Source organism: Arsenophonus nasoniae, assembly GCF_004768525.1.
In the GTDB taxonomy this organism is placed as follows: domain Bacteria; phylum Pseudomonadota; class Gammaproteobacteria; order Enterobacterales; family Enterobacteriaceae; genus Arsenophonus; species Arsenophonus nasoniae.
The window spans coordinates 996,173-1,013,372 of the sequence record NZ_CP038613.1; the positions used below are offsets into that span (position 1 = coordinate 996,173).

Genomic DNA, 17,200 nt, shown 5'->3' on the forward strand with positions numbered 1-17,200 from the left:
GTCTTATTCATCAACAAGTGAATAAAAGTATAACGCGAATTTAAGGTGAAAAGCGTAGTATACGCCACCTCGCGACTCCAGTCGCACGCTCTTTAACAATTAATCAGACAATCTGTGTGGGCACTCGCAAGACATCATCAAAAACTATTTGAAGATTAAGTCTTAAAGAGTGACAAACAGTTAATTCATATATGAACTAATAAGCAGTAACGTTATTTTAGCCGACGGAGAAGGCGATAAAAGGCCGACAAAGTGGCAAAAAAAGCGTTACGGCCAGTAAAACATTCTTTGAGCATCAAACTTTTAATTGAAGAGTTTGATCATGGCTCAGATTGAACGCTGGCGGCAGGCCTAACACATGCAAGTCGAGCGGCAGCGGGAGAAAGCTTGCTTTCTTGCCGGCGAGCGGCGGACGGGTGAGTAAGGTATGGGGATCTGGCCGAAGGCGGGGGATAACCACTGGAAACGGTGGCTAATACCGCATAATCTCTAAGGAGCAAAGTGGGGGACCTTCTGGCCTCACACCTTCGGATGAACCCATATGAGATTAGCTAGTAGGTGGGGTAAAGGCTCACCTAGGCGACGATCTCTAGCTGGTCTGAGAGGATGATCAGCCACACTGGGACTGAGACACGGCCCAGACTCCTACGGGAGGCAGCAGTGGGGAATATTGCACAATGGGCGCAAGCCTGATGCAGCCATGCCGCGTGTATGAAGAAGGCCTTCGGGTTGTAAAGTACTTTCAGTCGTGAGGAAGGTGTTAAGGTTAATAAGCTTAGCAATTGACGTTAGCGACAGAAGAAGCACCGGCTAACTCCGTGCCAGCAGCCGCGGTAATACGGAGGGTGCGAGCGTTAATCGGAATTACTGGGCGTAAAGGGCACGCAGGCGGTTAATTAAGTTGGATGTGAAATCCCCGGGCTTAACCTGGGAATGGCATTCAAGACTGGTTAGCTAGAGTCTTGTAGAGGGGGGTAGAATTCCATGTGTAGCGGTGAAATGCGTAGAGATGTGGAGGAATACCGGTGGCGAAGGCGGCCCCCTGGACAAAGACTGACGCTCATGTGCGAAAGCGTGGGGAGCAAACAGGATTAGATACCCTGGTAGTCCACGCTGTAAACGATGTCGATTTGGAGGTTGTGGTCAAGAACTGTGGCCTCCGGAGCTAACGCGTTAAATCGACCGCCTGGGGAGTACGGCCGCAAGGTTAAAACTCAAATGAATTGACGGGGGCCCGCACAAGCGGTGGAGCATGTGGTTTAATTCGATGCAACGCGAAGAACCTTACCTACTCTTGACATCCAGAGAAGCTTTTAGAGATAGAGGCGTGCCTTCGGGAACTTTGAGACAGGTGCTGCATGGCTGTCGTCAGCTCGTGTTGTGAAATGTTGGGTTAAGTCCCGCAACGAGCGCAACCCTTATCCTTTGTTGCCAGCGATACGGTCGGGAACTCAAAGGAGACTGCCGGTGATAAACCGGAGGAAGGTGGGGATGACGTCAAGTCATCATGGCCCTTACGAGTAGGGCTACACACGTGCTACAATGGCGTATACAGAGAGAGGCGAGCCTGCGAGGGGAAGCGGAACTCAGAAAGTACGTCGAAGTCCGGATTGGAGTCTGCAACTCGACTCCATGAAGTCGGAATCGCTAGTAATCGCGGATCAGCATGTCGCGGTGAATACGTTCCCGGGCCTTGTACACACCGCCCGTCACACCATGGGAGTGGGTTGCAAAAGAAGTAGGTAGCTTAACCTTCGGGATGGCGCTTACCACTTTGTGATTCATGACTGGGGTGAAGTCGTAACAAGGTAACCGTAGGGGAACCTGCGGTTGGATCACCTCCTTACCGAGATAGATGGAATGTGAGTGTTCACACAGATTGTCTGATGAAATCGAGCGTAAAGCCAATTTAAGATTGACTGAAGACCTTGAAGTCCCCTTCGTCTAGAGGCCTAGGACATCGCCCTTTCACGGCGGTAACAGGGGTTCGAATCCCCTAGGGGACGCCACTTCAGTGATGAGAAAGGCGGCGCATCAATATTTTGGTGTGGTGTTTGAAGCTCAGGCTAGCGGGCTGTGCACTTTACTCAATAATGATTAAGTCAATTCAACGAGTTGATTTAACAATTATGCTCTTTAACAATCTGGAACAAGCTAAAAATTGAAACACACATTATTAAGAAAAATAATGTGGAGAACTCTCAAAACTCCAACGCGAAGTGTATTCGCTGTCAGGAAGGCAGGCGTTATGAGTGAGCAGTCAGGAATTCGAGGCGGCCAGCGCGCAGTCAGCGCAGCGTACAAAAAGTACGTGAGCATGGTGAGCACTGCCCAACAAAGAATTGCTGCACGCGCAGCCATAACCTATCAGAACGACAGTGAAATAAAGACACCTTCGGGTTGTGAGGTTAAGCGAATGAAGCGTACACGGTGGATGCCTAGGCAGTCAGAGGCGATGAAGGACGTGCTAATCTGCGAAAAGCGTCGGTAAGCTGATATGAAGCGTTATAGCCGGCGATGTCCGAATGGGAAAACCCAGTGCATTAATGCACTATCGTTTGATGAATTCATAGTCAAACGAGGCGAACCGGGGGAACTGAAACATCTCAGTACCCCGAGGAAAAGAAATCAACCGAGATTCCCCTAGTAGCGGCGAGCGAACGGGGAGTAGCCCAGAGTCAGCATCGATATTAGCATCAGGAGAAGGGTCTGGAAAGGCCAGCCATAAAGGGTGATAGCCCCGTATCCGAAGGTGTTAGTATCGTGAGCTCGAAGAGTAGGGCGGGACACGTGTTATCCTGTCTGAATAAGGGGGGGGACCATCCTCCAAGGCTAAATACTCCTGACTGACCGATAGTGAACCAGTACCGTGAGGGAAAGGCGAAAAGAACCCCGGCGAGGGGGAGTGAAAGAGAACCTGAAACCGTGTACGTACAAGCAGTGGGAGCCCCATCACTCAAGTGCCTCGGCAGTTGGGTGATGGTATACCATCACAATAACAGCGCAGGCTTTGCCAACAAGGTTGTTCGGTTTTTTCAAGCCGCAGCGCAGTGTAGCTAGAAGTACACGAGCAGCGGAAGTTAAAAAAGCGGGCAAGATTGGCCGCAAAGACAAGCGGGACATTTGAGGATGGGGTGACTGCGTACCTTTTGTATAATGGGTCAGCGACTTATATTCTGTAGCAAGGTTAACCGTATAGGGGAGCCGTAGGGAAACCGAGTCTTAACTGGGCGTCAAGTTGCAGGGTATAGACCCGAAACCCGGTGATCTAGCCATGGGCAGGTTGAAGGTTGGGTAACACTAACTGGAGGACCGAACCGACTAATGTTGAAAAATTAGCGGATGACTTGTGGCTGGGGGTGAAAGGCCAATCAAACCGGGAGATAGCTGGTTCTCCCCGAAAGCTATTTAGGTAGCGCCTCGTGAATTCATCTTCGGGGGTAGAGCACTGTTTCGGCTAGGGGGTCATCCCGACTTACCAACCCGATGCAAACTCCGAATACCGAAGAATGTCATCACGGGAGACACACGGCGGGTGCTAACGTCCGTCGTGAAGAGGGAAACAACCCAGACCGCCAGCTAAGGTCCCCAAGTCATGGTTAAGTGGGAAACGAAGTGGGAAGGCTTAGACAGCCAGGATGTTGGCTTAGAAGCAGCCATCATTTAAAGAAAGCGTAATAGCTCACTGGTCGAGTCGGCCTGCGCGGAAGATGTAACGGGGCTAAACCATGCACCGAAGCTGCGGCAGCAACAGCAATGTTGTTGGGTAGGGGAGCGTTCTGTAAGCCGTTGAAGGTGGACTGAGAGGTCTGCTGGAGGTATCAGAAGTGCGAATGCTGACATAAGTAACGATAAAGCGGGTGAAAAACCCGCTCGCCGAAAGACCAAGGGTTCCTGTCCAACGTTAATCGGGGCAGGGTAAGTCGACCCCTAAGGCGAGGCTGAAAAGCGTAGTCGATGGGAAACGGGTTAATATTCCCGTACTAAGGGTTACTGCGAAGTGGGGACGGAGAAGGCTAGGCTATCCGGGCGACGGTTGTCCCGGTTTAAGCGTGTAGGTGGGTCGTGCAGGCAAATCCGTACGACTATAACACTGAGGCGTGATGACGAGCCACCAAGGTGGTGAAGTAGTTGATGCCCAGCTTCCAGGAAAAGCCGCTAAGCGATAGGTAATCCTTAATCGTACCCCAAACCGACACAGGTGGTTAGGTAGAGAATACTCAGGCGCTTGAGAGAACTCGGGTGAAGGAACTAGGCAAAATGGTGCCGTAACTTCGGGAGAAGGCACGCTGGCGTTAGGTGAAATGGTTAACCCATGGAGCTGAAGCCAGTCGCAGATACCAGCTGGCTGCAACTGTTTATTAAAAACACAGCACTGTGCAAACACGAAAGTGGACGTATACGGTGTGACGCCTGCCCGGTGCTGGAAGGTTAATTGATGGGGTAAGCCGTAAGGCGAAGCTCTTGATCGAAGCCCCAGTAAACGGCGGCCGTAACTATAACGGTCCTAAGGTAGCGAAATTCCTTGTCGGGTAAGTTCCGACCTGCACGAATGGCGTAATGATGGCTAGGCTGTCTCCACCCGAGACTCAGTGAAATTGAACTCGCTGTGAAGATGCAGTGTACCCGCGGCAAGACGGAAAGACCCCGTGAACCTTTACTATAGCTTGACACTGAACATTGAGCCTTGATGTGTAGGATAGGTGGGAGGCTAAGAAGTGTGGACGCCAGTTCGCATGGAGCCAACGTTGAAATACCACCCTTTAATGTTTGATGTTCTAACTTAGGTCCGTTATCCGGGCTGAGGACAGTGTCTGGTGGGTAGTTTGACTGGGGCGGTCTCCTCCCAAAGTGTAACGGAGGAGCACGAAGGTTGGCTAATCACGGTCGGACATCGTGAGGTTAGTGCAAAGGCATAAGCCAGCTTGACTGCGAGCGTGACGGCGCGAGCAGGTACGAAAGTAGGTCTTAGTGATCCGGTGGTTCTGAATGGAAGGGCCATCGCTCAACGGATAAAAGGTACTCCGGGGATAACAGGCTGATACCGCCCAAGAGTTCATATCGACGGCGGTGTTTGGCACCTCGATGTCGGCTCATCACATCCTGGGGCTGAAGTAGGTCCCAAGGGTATGGCTGTTCGCCATTTAAAGTGGTACGCGAGCTGGGTTTAGAACGTCGTGAGACAGTTCGGTCCCTATCTGTCGTGGGCGAAGGAAGATTGAGGGGGGCTGCTCCTAGTACGAGAGGACCGGAGTGGACGCACCACTGGTGTACAGGTTGTCATGCCAATGGCATCGCCTGGTAGCTAAGTGCGGAAGAGATAACCGCTGAAAGCATCTAAGCGGGAAACTTGCCTCAAGATGAGTCTTCCCTGACAGTAATGTCCTATAAGGGGTGTTCGAGACGAGGACGTAGATAGGCTGGGTGTGTAAGCGTAGCGATACGTTGAGCTAACCAGTACTAATGACCCGAGAGGCTTAACCTGACAACACCGAAGGTGTTTTGAGAAGAGAGAAGAATTTTAGCTTGTTCAAGAGTCTATCCTGACGAGATATTACGCGAAGGAGCGTGAACTGGCGCTGTTGATGGTGAGCACCTACTGAGGTAGGCGAGTGAGCCGAAAGGCTAGCCGAGATGGCAGCGTACTGAAACGGGATAGGTAAAAAAGAATTTGTCTGGCGGCAATAGCGCGGTGGTCCCACCTGACCCCATGCCGAACTCAGAAGTGAAATGCCGTAGCGCCGATGGTAGTGTGGGGTCTCCCCATGTGAGAGTAGGGAGCTGCCAGACTTTAATTATGTTAAGAAAGCCACCTAAGGGTGGCTTTTTGACGTTTTATCTACTGTTAAATTTTTGATTTTTTGAAACAAAAATCTAATTATTTAAAAAGAGAAAATTGAGCTAGCCTATTAGAGAATGCGACGTATTAACCTATCCACGCGGATTCTGCGTAAACGGCGAATAAGTTTTTTAATTTTTACTGGATAGCGTTGGATGTTTTCAAGCTCTTGATAATGCTTAACAATATGAGTATTTGTGGTTATACATTTTAATTCTTTGTTTTTTTGCTGTAGCAGAACTTTTTGGGGATCATGAATTAAAATTGCATTTTCCAAATCCAGCCCCCATGCACGAGGATTAAGATTATTGCCAGTAAGTAATTGCCAATTATTATCGATCCAAATTCCTTTTAAATGATAACTATTGTCACCGTCTTTCCATAATCTGATGGTTAATTGTTGACTATCGACAAAGTGTTGTAATCGACAGATAAATCGACGTAGGTTAATTTCATATAAATAAGGTAATGCACTGATAATTTTGAAAGGTTTTTCTGGCGGAATATAAAAGTCATTAGCGGTTTTATCGCCAATAATAATTTCAATGTGTTTGCCGTCACGCAATAATTTACTAATGATACGCGTTAAAATAGTGGGTAAATTAAAATAGGGAGTACAGATAATCATTTTCTTTTCTGTACTATTCATTAAATGAATAATAACTTTATTTAATTCATTTTTTTTGCCTAAACCGATTAATGGAGTTACTGCTAACTCTTCATTTGTAGCATTATTATGCAACTGGTAGTCACAACTTTTTAAGTTATGACGAAATTGTTTAATTAAACTTTTAATTTGAGTATTGCGGGGGCGATGGGCTTGATCTAAACGCTGAATGGCAGGTGAAGATAGCAAGCTTTGGTCGATAAAGCTTTTCATCGTCGCCGCTAATTGAGCATTATCTAATATATGATAACGATCGTAGCGATAGCGTTGGTGTTGTTGAAGATAAACATCATTAATACTGGCACCGCTATAAATAACGGTATCATCGAAGATGAAGCCTTTTAGATGTAAAACACCTAGTGCTTCACGTGTATTGACAGGGATACCAAAAATAGCAATATCCACTCCTGGATGAGCCATCGTCATTTGATAATACCAATCGGCATTAGTTGCATTGGCATCTGCACCAATGCGACCACGTTGGGCGCGATGCCAGTCAACCATTATTTTGATATCTAATTCTGGTCGTACCATTTTTGCTTGATAAAGCGCATTGAGTATGTTTCGTCCTGCATCATCATGTTCGAAATAAAGTGCAGTTATATAAATATACCGTTGAGCGCTGGCAATTTTGTCTAACAATGCTTTACGAAAACTTTCTGTTTGGTAAAGGGTAACAACGCCAGTTGCGGACTGAGGTAATTTTGCTAATTGCTCAAGATATTGCTGATGCTTTGCTTTTTTTAATTTGGACAACATCACAGTGTAAATTTTCTCTTTTTTATTAAGGGAGTAGATTATATACTCTGATTTAGGTTTATTGAAAATTAGTAATTCATAATACCATTAGTTTAATTTTTTGTATCTATTAATCCCAGCTATGTTGACCGGTTGTTCAGTCATTATTTATTACATTATTAGATCTATTTAGTTATAAGATTATTTCCCTCATAGTGCTAAATCTAGGTTGACAATGCTATCTTCAAATTGAAGATCGAGATTAAAACCTAATTTTTGTGCCAGTTGCAGCATTTTTTTATTTTCAGGCATGGTAATTGCGGTAAGTCGCTGAGTACCACGGCTACGGCTATATCTAATAATTTTATCCATTAACTGATATCCAAGTGTATTACCTTTCATATCCGAACGTACTAAAACGGCAAATTCTGCTTGCTGATTATCAGGATCCTCTACCACGCGAACTACCCCAATGATCTCGGAATTTTTTTTAATAGCAATAAAAGCCATTTCTCGGTCATAATCGATTTGTGTCATATTTGCTAAGTCATCATGGGTAAATTCGCTGATTTCACTAAAATAACGATAATAAAGATCTTCTTTTGTTACCTGAGTAATAAAATCTTTAAGTAAATGTTCGTCTTCGGGTAGGATAGGTCTAAGTAGACACTTTATACCATTTTTAAGAGAAATAATTTCTTCTAATTCATTAGGATAAGGCCTAATGGCTAATCTAGCTTTAGGATCACCAACAATAGGGCAGAGTTCCATTGCAACATCCAGTAAAGTGAATTCCTCCTCAAATGCTAAAAGTGGGTGAATATTTAGTCGTACAATTTGCGGACAATCGATTAGTAAATTTGAAACGCGAACCAGTAATTGGCAAAGACCATCAATATTTAGTTGATGGGATGAATTTGTTGATTTTATCTTTTGATTTTTGATTGCTTGAATAACTAAATATCTGGCTAATGTCATATTAAGAGGGGGTAGCGCTACCGCAGCATGGGTTTCTGGCTGCCATTCAATATCACCATCACCTAATAAGATCAGAGGACCAAAAATGGGATCTTGTTCAATTGCTATTTTTAACTCGAGAGCACCCGCTTTATTTGCCATACTTTGTACTAATAGGCCTTGAATTATGGCGTTAGGGAAGTGTTGAGCGGCACGATCAAAAATTCCTTGGCTAGCATCTGCCACTTCTTTGGCATTGCGTAAATAAAGCATTACACCTTGAATATCAGATTTGTGAGGAATATCTGCCGAGCGTAATTTTAAAGCAACCGGATAGCCAATTTTTTCAGCGATAGCGATTGCCTGGCCACTATTATGAGCTATCCATGTGGGTAATATTTTTAAGCCATAGGCGCGTAAAATAGGTTCCACCTCGTGAGTATCAAGCTGGGTTATCCCTTTTTTTAATGCTTTTTCAATTAATGCATGGGCTTTTGTTGTATTAGTGGTTAATCCAATAGGTAATGCCGGTGTTTCAGTCAATTGTTTTTGATTACGGCGATATTCTACCATATGCATATAGGCAGTAATGGCGCCTTCCGGTGTTCGATAAGTTGGAATACTCGTTTCACTAAAACGTTTACGGGCATCCTGGGATGAATATTCGCCACACCAGTTAGTTAATATAGTTAACCATTTACCCCGAGGATGTGATTGAATGGTTTGAGTGATCCTCTCAGCAGTAAATAAACTGGGGGCAATAGTACTAGGCGAATGAATAAGTAATATAGCATCATGATCCTGGCTATCTAACATAATATTAAGGATTTTGATGTAACATTCTATGGTTGCCTCATCACCGATATTGATTGGATTTTGCTTGGCGTGAAGATGGGGGAAAATGGCTTGAATTTTTTGTTGCGTATTAGTATTAAGTTTTGCCAGTTTTCCTTTGCGGCGAAAAAGCTCATCGAGGGCCATTGCGGCAGGCCCGTTGCCATTACTAATAATAGAGAGTCTGTCCCCTTTTATAGGGGACATGTGACTTAATGTTTCAACTGCGGAAAACATTTCATGGGTATCTTGCACTCGAAGTAATCCTGCTCGTTGGATAGCTGCGTCATAAGCAGCATCAAAGCTCTGTACTTCACCTAGTAGATATTGTGCTTGTTGAGTACGTCCGCTTTTAACAACTAGAATAGGTTTATTACGTGATGCACTGCGAGCAGCTGAAAGAAATCTGCGCGCCTGTTGAATATGTTCAATATAGAGTAATATGGCGCTGGTTTTATTATCTCTAGCCAGAAAATCAAGTAGATCATCGATGTCAATATCCAAACTATTTCCCAACGCAATAAAGTAAGAAAAGCCAATTTTACGCTGTTGTGCCCAGTCCAGAATAATATTAGAAACTGCAGCAGATTGAGAAATAAAAGCGAGCTTTCCTTTTAAGATTGGAATTGGTGAAAAGCTGGCATTTAGTTGTTGCCAGGGTGCTAGGATCCCCAAACTATTTGGCCCCAATAATCTTATATTGTATCGCTGTGTTAATGCTTTAAGTTTTACAAACTGAGAAGGAGGCGAAGAAAGGATAATGGCTGCTTTACAACCCATTTTTCCCAGTTGTTTTAGGCAAGTTAAATTTCTCTCTGAATTTGTGCAGATAACCGCTAAATCTGGTGAGAAAGGTAATTTATCAATTGTAGGATAGGAGAGTATCCCCATTACCGCATTTTTATTTGGTGTAACCGGCAGAATCGGCCCTGTAAAGCCACTAGAAAGTAGATTCTTTATAATCACGGATCCCGCTCGTTCTGGTTTTTCTGAGGCACCAATAACTGCAATGGATTTAGGTCGCAATAATGCGTCGAGTCCACGCTGGCTCATAGATATTTACCTTGTCATGGGTATTGTCTATCAATGTAGCTGATATTTTCGCATTTTTCTGTGATTTTTGCCGCCAGAGAACAAAGTTTGTTGGTTAGATACTATTTATAAAAAATAAATTATGAAGTGATAATTTTATAATTATTAGTTTTTTATGAATATTTTTTCATGCTTGAATGTTGTTATTTTAACATCACACATATTTACACGATAAAGATTAAGTGGTGTTAGAAAAATTAGTTTGCTATTGAGAGCGGAATTTAAAAGTAAAAAAAAGATAAAAGTTTACTATTTGAAATGATATAGAATATTATTTTGTTTTATATGAAATAAAAAATCATTTTAACATATTACTGGCGAGGATTATTATTCTGAACAGAAATTAATAAAAAAGTATTTTGAGCGATATGATATTGGCAATAATGGAGAATTCAACATCATAGAGGTTAATATGTTTAATATCTTTAAAAACGAAAATATTTTATTTTCACCCATAGAGCCCGACCCTATTAGCGAAGAACAGGCCAAAGTCAAAAAGGACATGGCAATTTTAACCGAAAAATTAACTTTAGATAGTGGTTTAGCTGATAGGCAAGATTTGCAAAATAAAAAACTAGCTATTTTAATGGAGAAATTACAAACAAGAGAAGCAGGTGATTGCGTTGAAATAAATGAAATTGACTTGACGGGCATGGAATTACCCGCAGCGATTGAACTTTGTAACGTTAATTTAATGCACAGTAAATTAGTGGCGGTTAAGATGATGAATGCTAATTTACAAGATAGTAATTTGTCTAGCGCGGATTTGAGCAAAATAGATTTAAGTGATGCCAAATTAAATAATGCCACTTTGATCCAGGCGGTTCTGACAGATGCGAATATCGCTAATGCAGATTTGCAAAACGCAAATTTCAGGAGCGCTAATTTAAAATATTGCAATTTGGCAATGGCTAATTTGAGCGGAGCTCATCTACAAGACGCTGATTTAATGAGAGCGAAGTTGATGGGAGCAAATCTATCGCAAGCAATTTTATTATGTAGTGTTATGCAGCGAGCTGATTTAACTGCAGCGAATATGTCAAATGCTGAAATGTACAATATTGATTTAACTGACGCTAACTTAGAACACGCTAGCGGTGAAAGTGCAATATTGACTAACGCGAAAATGATAGGTGTAAATTTAACGCGGGCTTATTTTCGTAACGCTAATATGCAAAATGTTGACCTTACTAATGCAATTTTACTTAATTCCCATTTGTTTGGTGCAGACTTGACTAATGCGAATCTCACGGATGCAAATTTAAAACATGCTAATCTAACCAATGTTAACCTTACTAACAGTGATTTAAGTGGTGCGACAATATCTTTGCAATCGGTTATTAACTTAGACCTCCAATCGATTATTTTGCATAAAGCAATTAATTTATCGATTGAGTTAAAGTGGGAACAAAATAGCCTTGATCTATATTTAAACCATATAAATAACCGAGAGACAAATAGTGTATTAACCCAGATAGCTAGCTAGCATTGATAAAATGTACGATGCGGCAAAAATAGATATGATAAAACAAATTATCGCATCATTAAGCAATCAGCGCGTTGACATTTCCTCTGTCTCAGCATCATTGATCGATATTTTAGCTGAACCACCCTATTATGCGGATGCTGAAATTTCAAATTGGCTAAAAGGTGTTTGTGCTAACTTTATTGAAAAATTTAATGATTGGCCGATGCCATTACAAAAAGAATCGGTTATTAATTTAATGATTGATACTTTTCAACTTTATCCTGATTTACTTTTTAGCTGTAATTCAGCCTTTATACAGACTATTTCCCAAGCTATATATGAAATTGATTCAGCGGAATTAAAACAAAAAGCAACCACTATTTATGATCATTACTTGAAAAGTAGCCAAATCCAACCTTATGTTCAGATGGATGATTTTGGCAGTTATAGTAATAATAAAGTCGATTGGTCAGACAAAAATGCGGCAAACTATATTCTATTTTCTTCTAACGAGCAGAGTTATGCCATGATGCTGTCGCAAAATGTTTTAGCCGGTATGCTGATGCCAAATTTGACAGGAAAGGATCAGGTATTAAACCAATTTTTTCTCTATCAGCAACAAAATAATTTAAATCAAACTGATTATCAATTAGAGGATATTTTTAAAAATAAATTTCCAATATTTTATAGCGGATATCAATCTCTGCTTAGAATAAATACTTTTAACCGTTTGCTTGATTTATTAGATTTAGATGAAAAGTTATATGACATATTGATTGCAGCAACAAAAAAATCTATTTCAACAGAAAAATTAGTTAATCCTGAAGAACAAATTCAACTAGAAAAGCTATTAACTAATAAAGCATATCAGTTTATCGCGCCAAATGATTATCAATTAACAGAAAAATTTTATCAGGATATTCTCAATATCTATAAATTGAAAGAGGTAACTGATAAGGAAAAAGCAGAAAAAATATTTAGCTTATCAGCGGTATTTGTCAAATATACTTCTAGTGCTATTTTGGGTACTGAGACTGAATCACCTAATGCTTTAAGATATTTTTCCTGTGCGATGTTAAATAAAGCCTATGAACTTTGTCCGACCATTTTTGATTCTGAACAACAAGTGACAGAGTGGAAAAATAGATTGCTTGGCTTAGGAAAAAGTTTTTCTTGTACTGCGGTATTGTCCAGTGCAATGATAGATCATGCAAGGAAACAATTTTCTAATGAATTAGCAACAGTATTGCCACCTGATTGGTATTAAATGTTAATCTAAAATTCTACCGAGATGATTTTTTAGCTTTACTGTTTAAATGGTTGTAAATTAATTAATTGTTTGCTGGTAAATAATAATAGCGAGTTCTCTGACGTAGGCTAACAGCGCTTTTTTATATTGCCATTTAGACATCAACATATGATTTGGATGGTTTACTATCAATGGTATATTGTAAAGCTAAACCTTAGCATGATATTAATAACATACATGCCAAACTGTTGCTAATCATTCCAATCAATACTCAGAGAACTCACTGTGACATATGAACATCACTTTATTTAACTTAAGCTAACTTTTCCATACGTAAAATATGTCCTGTACTGTAATTAGTGCCATCTATGGCTCCGGCTAACAGTGCACCGCCTAAATTCATTATTGTACCAACAGGATTACCAATTTTGGCCCAACCTACCGATGATCTGGCGAAGGCAGAGGTATTAGATCTAAAACCATTTTCAACATCAGTGCTATCCTGAGCATACTGTCTAGCCTTCCAGCTGGGTATATCTACCCCGTAAGTTCCCATACTACCGTTTATATTATATATTGCTTGACCAAATGGTTGATGGCAATTCTGAGTCTGCTCCGAAAGCAGCTGCCGAGTTTGGCTTAATTGCTCAGGAGCGACTTGGTTTGGAAATAGTGCTTGATTAACACCAACAACAAAATCATTAAACATCTTCATTTTTCCCCCTAGTTAAGTATTTAAACGTTGATCCTAAAATTAGTTATAAGTATTTAAATTTTTTGTTAAAAAATTATTCACCATGCTTAAACAATGGCAATAGCTTGCTATTGTTGGTAGCAAATAAGTTCGTTGTGGCAAATTTCTTATGCTATAATTTCTAGCATTAATTCCGAAAATTGAACAAACTCATCGAACCTGCCGATTAAATTTTTTTCAGAAAAAACCATATCAGTAAATCCTTGCCAAATAACTAGCTGTTTATCATCACTTATTGCTAATACTGGTTGATGCAGTTGATGATTTATTAAATTAAATTTCATTAACTCAAGAATTTTTTCTTGACTGATATTTTGTAATACGGTACACAAAACCAATCTACCCACTGGGTACTCAATTAATCTGACGGAAAATTTTCCATCTACTCTGATGGAAAAATCAATTTGATTGAAATTTATTGGCAATTGCAGTCCAATATTTTCATACAGTAACGTTAATTGAGCCGCAAATTCATCTCTCATATGTTTATTCCTTTCGAATAATACAAATTAGATGGTCTAATTATTAAATGAATAAAATTCAATCATGATCAGGTATAGACCTGAAATATTTTATATTTTGTTAAAATACCTATTGGTAGCTAAAAATAAGCTAAACCAAAAAGAGAGCAAATAATTAAATAAGCCTGATTTAAAAAAACAACACTATTATAAAAATAATATTATTGACTAAGGCCGACGTTTAATTAAAAACGCTTTGGTAAGAATAAAAGATACGGCATATACCAAGCTGCACAAAAGCTACTTATCAATAGGTACTACAACATTAGGTAAATGTTTTTTTATCCTTTAGTTGGCTGAAAATTTTTCTATAGCAGCAAAATTTAATCTTTCTCTACTAATGTGCCAGCTTTCTATGTGTAACGTTAATAATAAAGTATAAAAAGTCAGTAGCGTTAGATCCTAACATCATGTAATCTGCCTGGCATAACGTGGCTGGAGGCACTCATGAATGATTCATATAGCGGTAAAAACGGTAAAGTAAAAGTGATGTATGTTCGTAATAACGACAGCAACACCACCAATGATCGACGAAAGAATAAACATCTTTCCGCTAAAAATAAGAAATCGTCATCACGCCGTAGTGATCGTAATAATGAACGTTTAACGGATGATCCTTGGAAAGCGATTTCTCAACGGAGAGATCCTGTTAATAGCCATAGTGGTATTAGTGGTAAAAGTCTACTTGATCCAGAACAAATTCGTCGCCAGCGTTTAGAAGAGACACGTATCTATGGTGAGCATGCCTGTCAAGCGATGTTCAAACATCGTCCGGAGGCAATTGTTCGCGCCTGGTTTGTTCAGTCTATCACTCCCCATTTTCGCGATGCACTTAAGTGGATGGCAGCAAATCGCAAAGCCTATCATGTGGTTAACGAAGAAGAGCTGATAAAAGCTTCTGGTACAGAGCATCACGGTGGAGTTTGTTTTTTGATTAAAAAGCGAACTGGATTAGATGCTGAAGCGTATTTAGCCCAATCGAATAAAATTGATTGTGTATTAGCCGTTGAAGATATTGGTAATCCACATAATTTAGGGGCGATTATGCGTAGTTGCGCTCATTTTGGCGTACAAGGTATTATTCTGCATGATACTGCAGCAATGGAATCAGGCTCTGCAGTTAGAACAGCAGCCGGTGGCGCGGAGTATATTAAAGGCATTCAATCAGATAATTTTGCTACCACATTGAATAAATTCCGTCATGCAGGCTATATCATTGTTACCACGTCTAATCACAAAGATAATATTGATATTGCAAAAGCTGTTTTACCGGAAAAAATAGTACTGCTATTGGAACAGGAGAGTGATGGATTGACGGCAAGCCTTTGTCAGAAGGGCGATATGAGTTTGTCCATTGGAGGCACTGGTCAGGTTAAAAGTCTAAACGTTTCGGTCGCAGCCGGTATTATATTGGCTAAATGGTGGCAACAGAATAAAATTTAGTCATATTTTATTGAGATAGCGAATAAAACTAAACTATCTCAATAGCTATCATAATAATTATTGCTTCGCTTATTTTTTATCACACTTTCTATTAATGTGCGCCTCCGCTGTTTTGGCTATCGCCTGCAGTGAAAGGAGGTTTTGCCCACCAGAGTAAAACTAAAAGAGCAATAAAAACGCCTGCTGATAACCAAAAAATTTCATTAGCTGAGATAATTAATCCTTGATTAGTAATAATTTTGGCTAGATAAGCTGATGATTGTTGCTCATTTAATCCTAGTGCGGACAATTTTGCGTAGAATTGTTGCGATTCTGGATTATAGGGGGTAATCATTTCCGTAAAGTGGGCATGATGCATTGCTTCCCTTTGTGTCCATAAAGTGGTTGTTACAGACGTTCCTATCGCTCCGGCAAGTGTGCGGGCAAAATTGGATAAACTGGATGCTGAGGCAATCTTTTCAGCTGGCAAACCAGATAAAGTAATGGTAGTAAGTGGCATAAAAAAGCAAGCAATAGCTAATCCTTGTACGAATTGCGGCCAAGCTGCCGCGGCAAAATCCATCGCCGGCTCAAATGTCCATGCGCGCCAATAATAGCATACGGCATAGACAATAAAGCTGAAGGTAACGATAACACGCATATCAATTTTATGGCTATATCGCCCAATTAATGGTGTTATCAGTAGGGGTAAAATTCCGACCGGCGCTGAGGCTAAACCTGCCCAAGTTGCCGTATAACCAAACACTTCTTGTAATAACTGCGGTAGTAATACAATCGTACCAAAGTAGAGCATATAAGCCAGACTGAGCGATAAACAGCCAATACTAAAGTTACGCTCTTTAAACAGTGAAAGATCAATAACCGGATTATTATCTGTGAGTTCCCAAATAACGAGGAAGCTCAATGCAATTACTGCGGTTATTGCTAGCACAACAATTTCTGTTGAATTAAACCAATCTAGCTCTTTACCTCGATCAAGCATAATTTGTAATGCACCGATGCCAATGATCAATAGTGTTAATCCAATAGTATCAATCGGTTTTATCTCTGTTGTTGTTTCACGATCACGCAATATTTGCATAATAATGAAAATAATAGCGATACCAAAAGGGACATTAATAAAGAAAATCCAACCCCAGTGATAATTATCACTAATATACCCCCCCAAAATTGGACCACAAATCGGGGCAATGACGATGGTTATAGACCAAAGTGCAAGCGCCATATTACGTTTAAGCGGAGGATAGTTATTAAGTAGCAAGCTTTGTGACAAAGGAATAAGGGGGCCTGCCACCATCCCTTGTAAGATGCGAAAGATGATTAATGTTTCCAAACTGCCAGCAACACCACATAACCATGATGTTAAGGTGAATAGCCCGGTTGACCAAAGAAAAAGTTTAACTTCTCCAACGCGTTTAGCCAACCAACCTGTGATGGGGATTGAAATGGCATTAGCTACCCCAAAGGAGGTGATTACCCAGGTACCTTGTGAATTAGAAGCACCTAAATTACCAGCGATTGTCGGGATAGCTACATTAGCGATGGTAGAATCCAAAACCTGCATAAAGGTCGCTAATGATAGTGCAAATGTCATCCATGCCAGTTTTGCGCCTTGTAATGGCTCTTTAGCCACGATTA

At 41.0% G+C, this 17,200-nt stretch carries 8 protein-coding genes, 1 tRNA gene and 3 rRNA genes; 7 read left to right on the forward strand and 5 right to left on the reverse strand.

The annotated features are described in order from the left end of the window. The first annotated feature begins 304 nt into the window (after positions 1 to 304). The 4 genes from ArsFIN_RS04710 to rrf all read left to right on the forward strand — a co-directional run bounded on the left by ArsFIN_RS04710 (position 305) and on the right by rrf (position 5,790). A 16S ribosomal RNA gene (locus ArsFIN_RS04710) occupies positions 305 to 1,846 on the forward strand. Positions 1,847 to 1,933: 87 nt separating this feature from the next. Continuing rightward, positions 1,934 to 2,009 (forward strand) — tRNA-Glu (locus ArsFIN_RS04715). A gap of 397 nt (positions 2,010 to 2,406) precedes the next feature. Then, positions 2,407 to 5,485: ribosomal RNA gene (locus ArsFIN_RS04720) — 23S ribosomal RNA — on the forward strand. 189 nt (positions 5,486 to 5,674) lie between these two features. Beyond that, positions 5,675 to 5,790: ribosomal RNA gene (gene rrf, locus ArsFIN_RS04725) — 5S ribosomal RNA — on the forward strand. Together the 16S, 23S and 5S rRNA genes with 1 tRNA gene alongside form the textbook arrangement of a ribosomal RNA operon. 119 nt (positions 5,791 to 5,909) lie before the next feature. On the opposite strand, the gene pssA is transcribed toward rrf, so the two are convergent. Both pssA and ArsFIN_RS04735 read right to left on the reverse strand, forming a co-directional pair. Beyond that, the gene (gene pssA / locus ArsFIN_RS04730; protein WP_026822468.1) at positions 5,910 to 7,265 is read right to left on the reverse strand and encodes a CDP-diacylglycerol--serine O-phosphatidyltransferase; all 1,356 of its coding nucleotides are present in this window, start codon (positions 7,263 to 7,265) and stop codon (positions 5,910 to 5,912) included. Positions 7,266 to 7,454: 189 nt separating this feature from the next. Next, positions 7,455 to 10,088 (reverse strand): bifunctional acetate--CoA ligase family protein/GNAT family N-acetyltransferase, encoded by a 2,634-nt coding sequence (locus tag ArsFIN_RS04735; protein WP_026822467.1) that lies wholly within the window; start codon positions 10,086 to 10,088, stop codon positions 7,455 to 7,457. A 451-nt stretch (positions 10,089 to 10,539) separates the two neighbouring features. Here ArsFIN_RS04735 and ArsFIN_RS04740 point away from each other — a divergent pair, with 451 nt between their 5' ends. Both ArsFIN_RS04740 and ArsFIN_RS04745 read left to right on the forward strand, forming a co-directional pair. Next, a complete protein-coding gene (locus tag ArsFIN_RS04740; protein WP_051296981.1) occupies positions 10,540 to 11,613 on the forward strand; it encodes a pentapeptide repeat-containing protein in 1,074 nt (357 codons plus the stop codon). A 10-nt stretch (positions 11,614 to 11,623) separates the two neighbouring features. Continuing rightward, positions 11,624 to 12,862 (forward strand): hypothetical protein, encoded by a 1,239-nt coding sequence (locus tag ArsFIN_RS04745; protein WP_026822466.1) that lies wholly within the window; start codon positions 11,624 to 11,626, stop codon positions 12,860 to 12,862. A 295-nt stretch (positions 12,863 to 13,157) separates the two neighbouring features. Here ArsFIN_RS04745 and ArsFIN_RS04750 read toward each other — a convergent pair whose 3' ends face one another. Continuing rightward, entirely contained in the window at positions 13,158 to 13,559 is a 402-nt protein-coding gene (locus tag ArsFIN_RS04750; protein WP_026822465.1) for a hypothetical protein, read from the reverse strand. Between the two features lie 146 nt (positions 13,560 to 13,705). Then, positions 13,706 to 14,080, reverse strand: a complete 375-nt coding sequence (locus ArsFIN_RS04755; protein ID WP_026822464.1) for a type III secretion system chaperone family protein — start codon at positions 14,078 to 14,080, stop codon at positions 13,706 to 13,708. 486 nt (positions 14,081 to 14,566) lie between these two features. Between ArsFIN_RS04755 and ArsFIN_RS04760 the strand changes: the two genes are divergently transcribed. Next, positions 14,567 to 15,562, forward strand: a complete 996-nt coding sequence (locus tag ArsFIN_RS04760) for a tRNA/rRNA methyltransferase (protein ID WP_026822463.1) — start codon at positions 14,567 to 14,569, stop codon at positions 15,560 to 15,562. A gap of 91 nt (positions 15,563 to 15,653) precedes the next feature. On the opposite strand, the gene emrB is transcribed toward ArsFIN_RS04760, so the two are convergent. Further along, the gene (gene emrB / locus ArsFIN_RS04765; RefSeq protein ID WP_026822462.1) at positions 15,654 to 17,195 is read right to left on the reverse strand and encodes a multidrug efflux MFS transporter permease subunit EmrB; all 1,542 of its coding nucleotides are present in this window, start codon (positions 17,193 to 17,195) and stop codon (positions 15,654 to 15,656) included. Between the last annotated feature and the right edge of the window lie 5 nt (positions 17,196 to 17,200).

Bases quoted from the DNA above. Each gene is read 5' to 3' on its own strand.
- pssA (WP_026822468.1), bottom strand. From the start codon at position 7,265: ATGTTGTCCAAATTAAAAAAAGCAAAGCATCAGCAATATCTTGAGCAA.
- ArsFIN_RS04735 (WP_026822467.1), bottom strand. From the start codon at position 10,088: ATGAGCCAGCGTGGACTCGACGCATTATTGCGACCTAAATCCATTGCA.
- ArsFIN_RS04740 (WP_051296981.1), top strand. From the start codon at position 10,540: ATGTTTAATATCTTTAAAAACGAAAATATTTTATTTTCACCCATAGAG.
- ArsFIN_RS04745 (WP_026822466.1), top strand. From the start codon at position 11,624: ATGTACGATGCGGCAAAAATAGATATGATAAAACAAATTATCGCATCA.
- ArsFIN_RS04750 (WP_026822465.1), bottom strand. From the start codon at position 13,559: ATGAAGATGTTTAATGATTTTGTTGTTGGTGTTAATCAAGCACTATTT.
- ArsFIN_RS04755 (WP_026822464.1), bottom strand. From the start codon at position 14,080: ATGAGAGATGAATTTGCGGCTCAATTAACGTTACTGTATGAAAATATT.
- ArsFIN_RS04760 (WP_026822463.1), top strand. From the start codon at position 14,567: ATGAATGATTCATATAGCGGTAAAAACGGTAAAGTAAAAGTGATGTAT.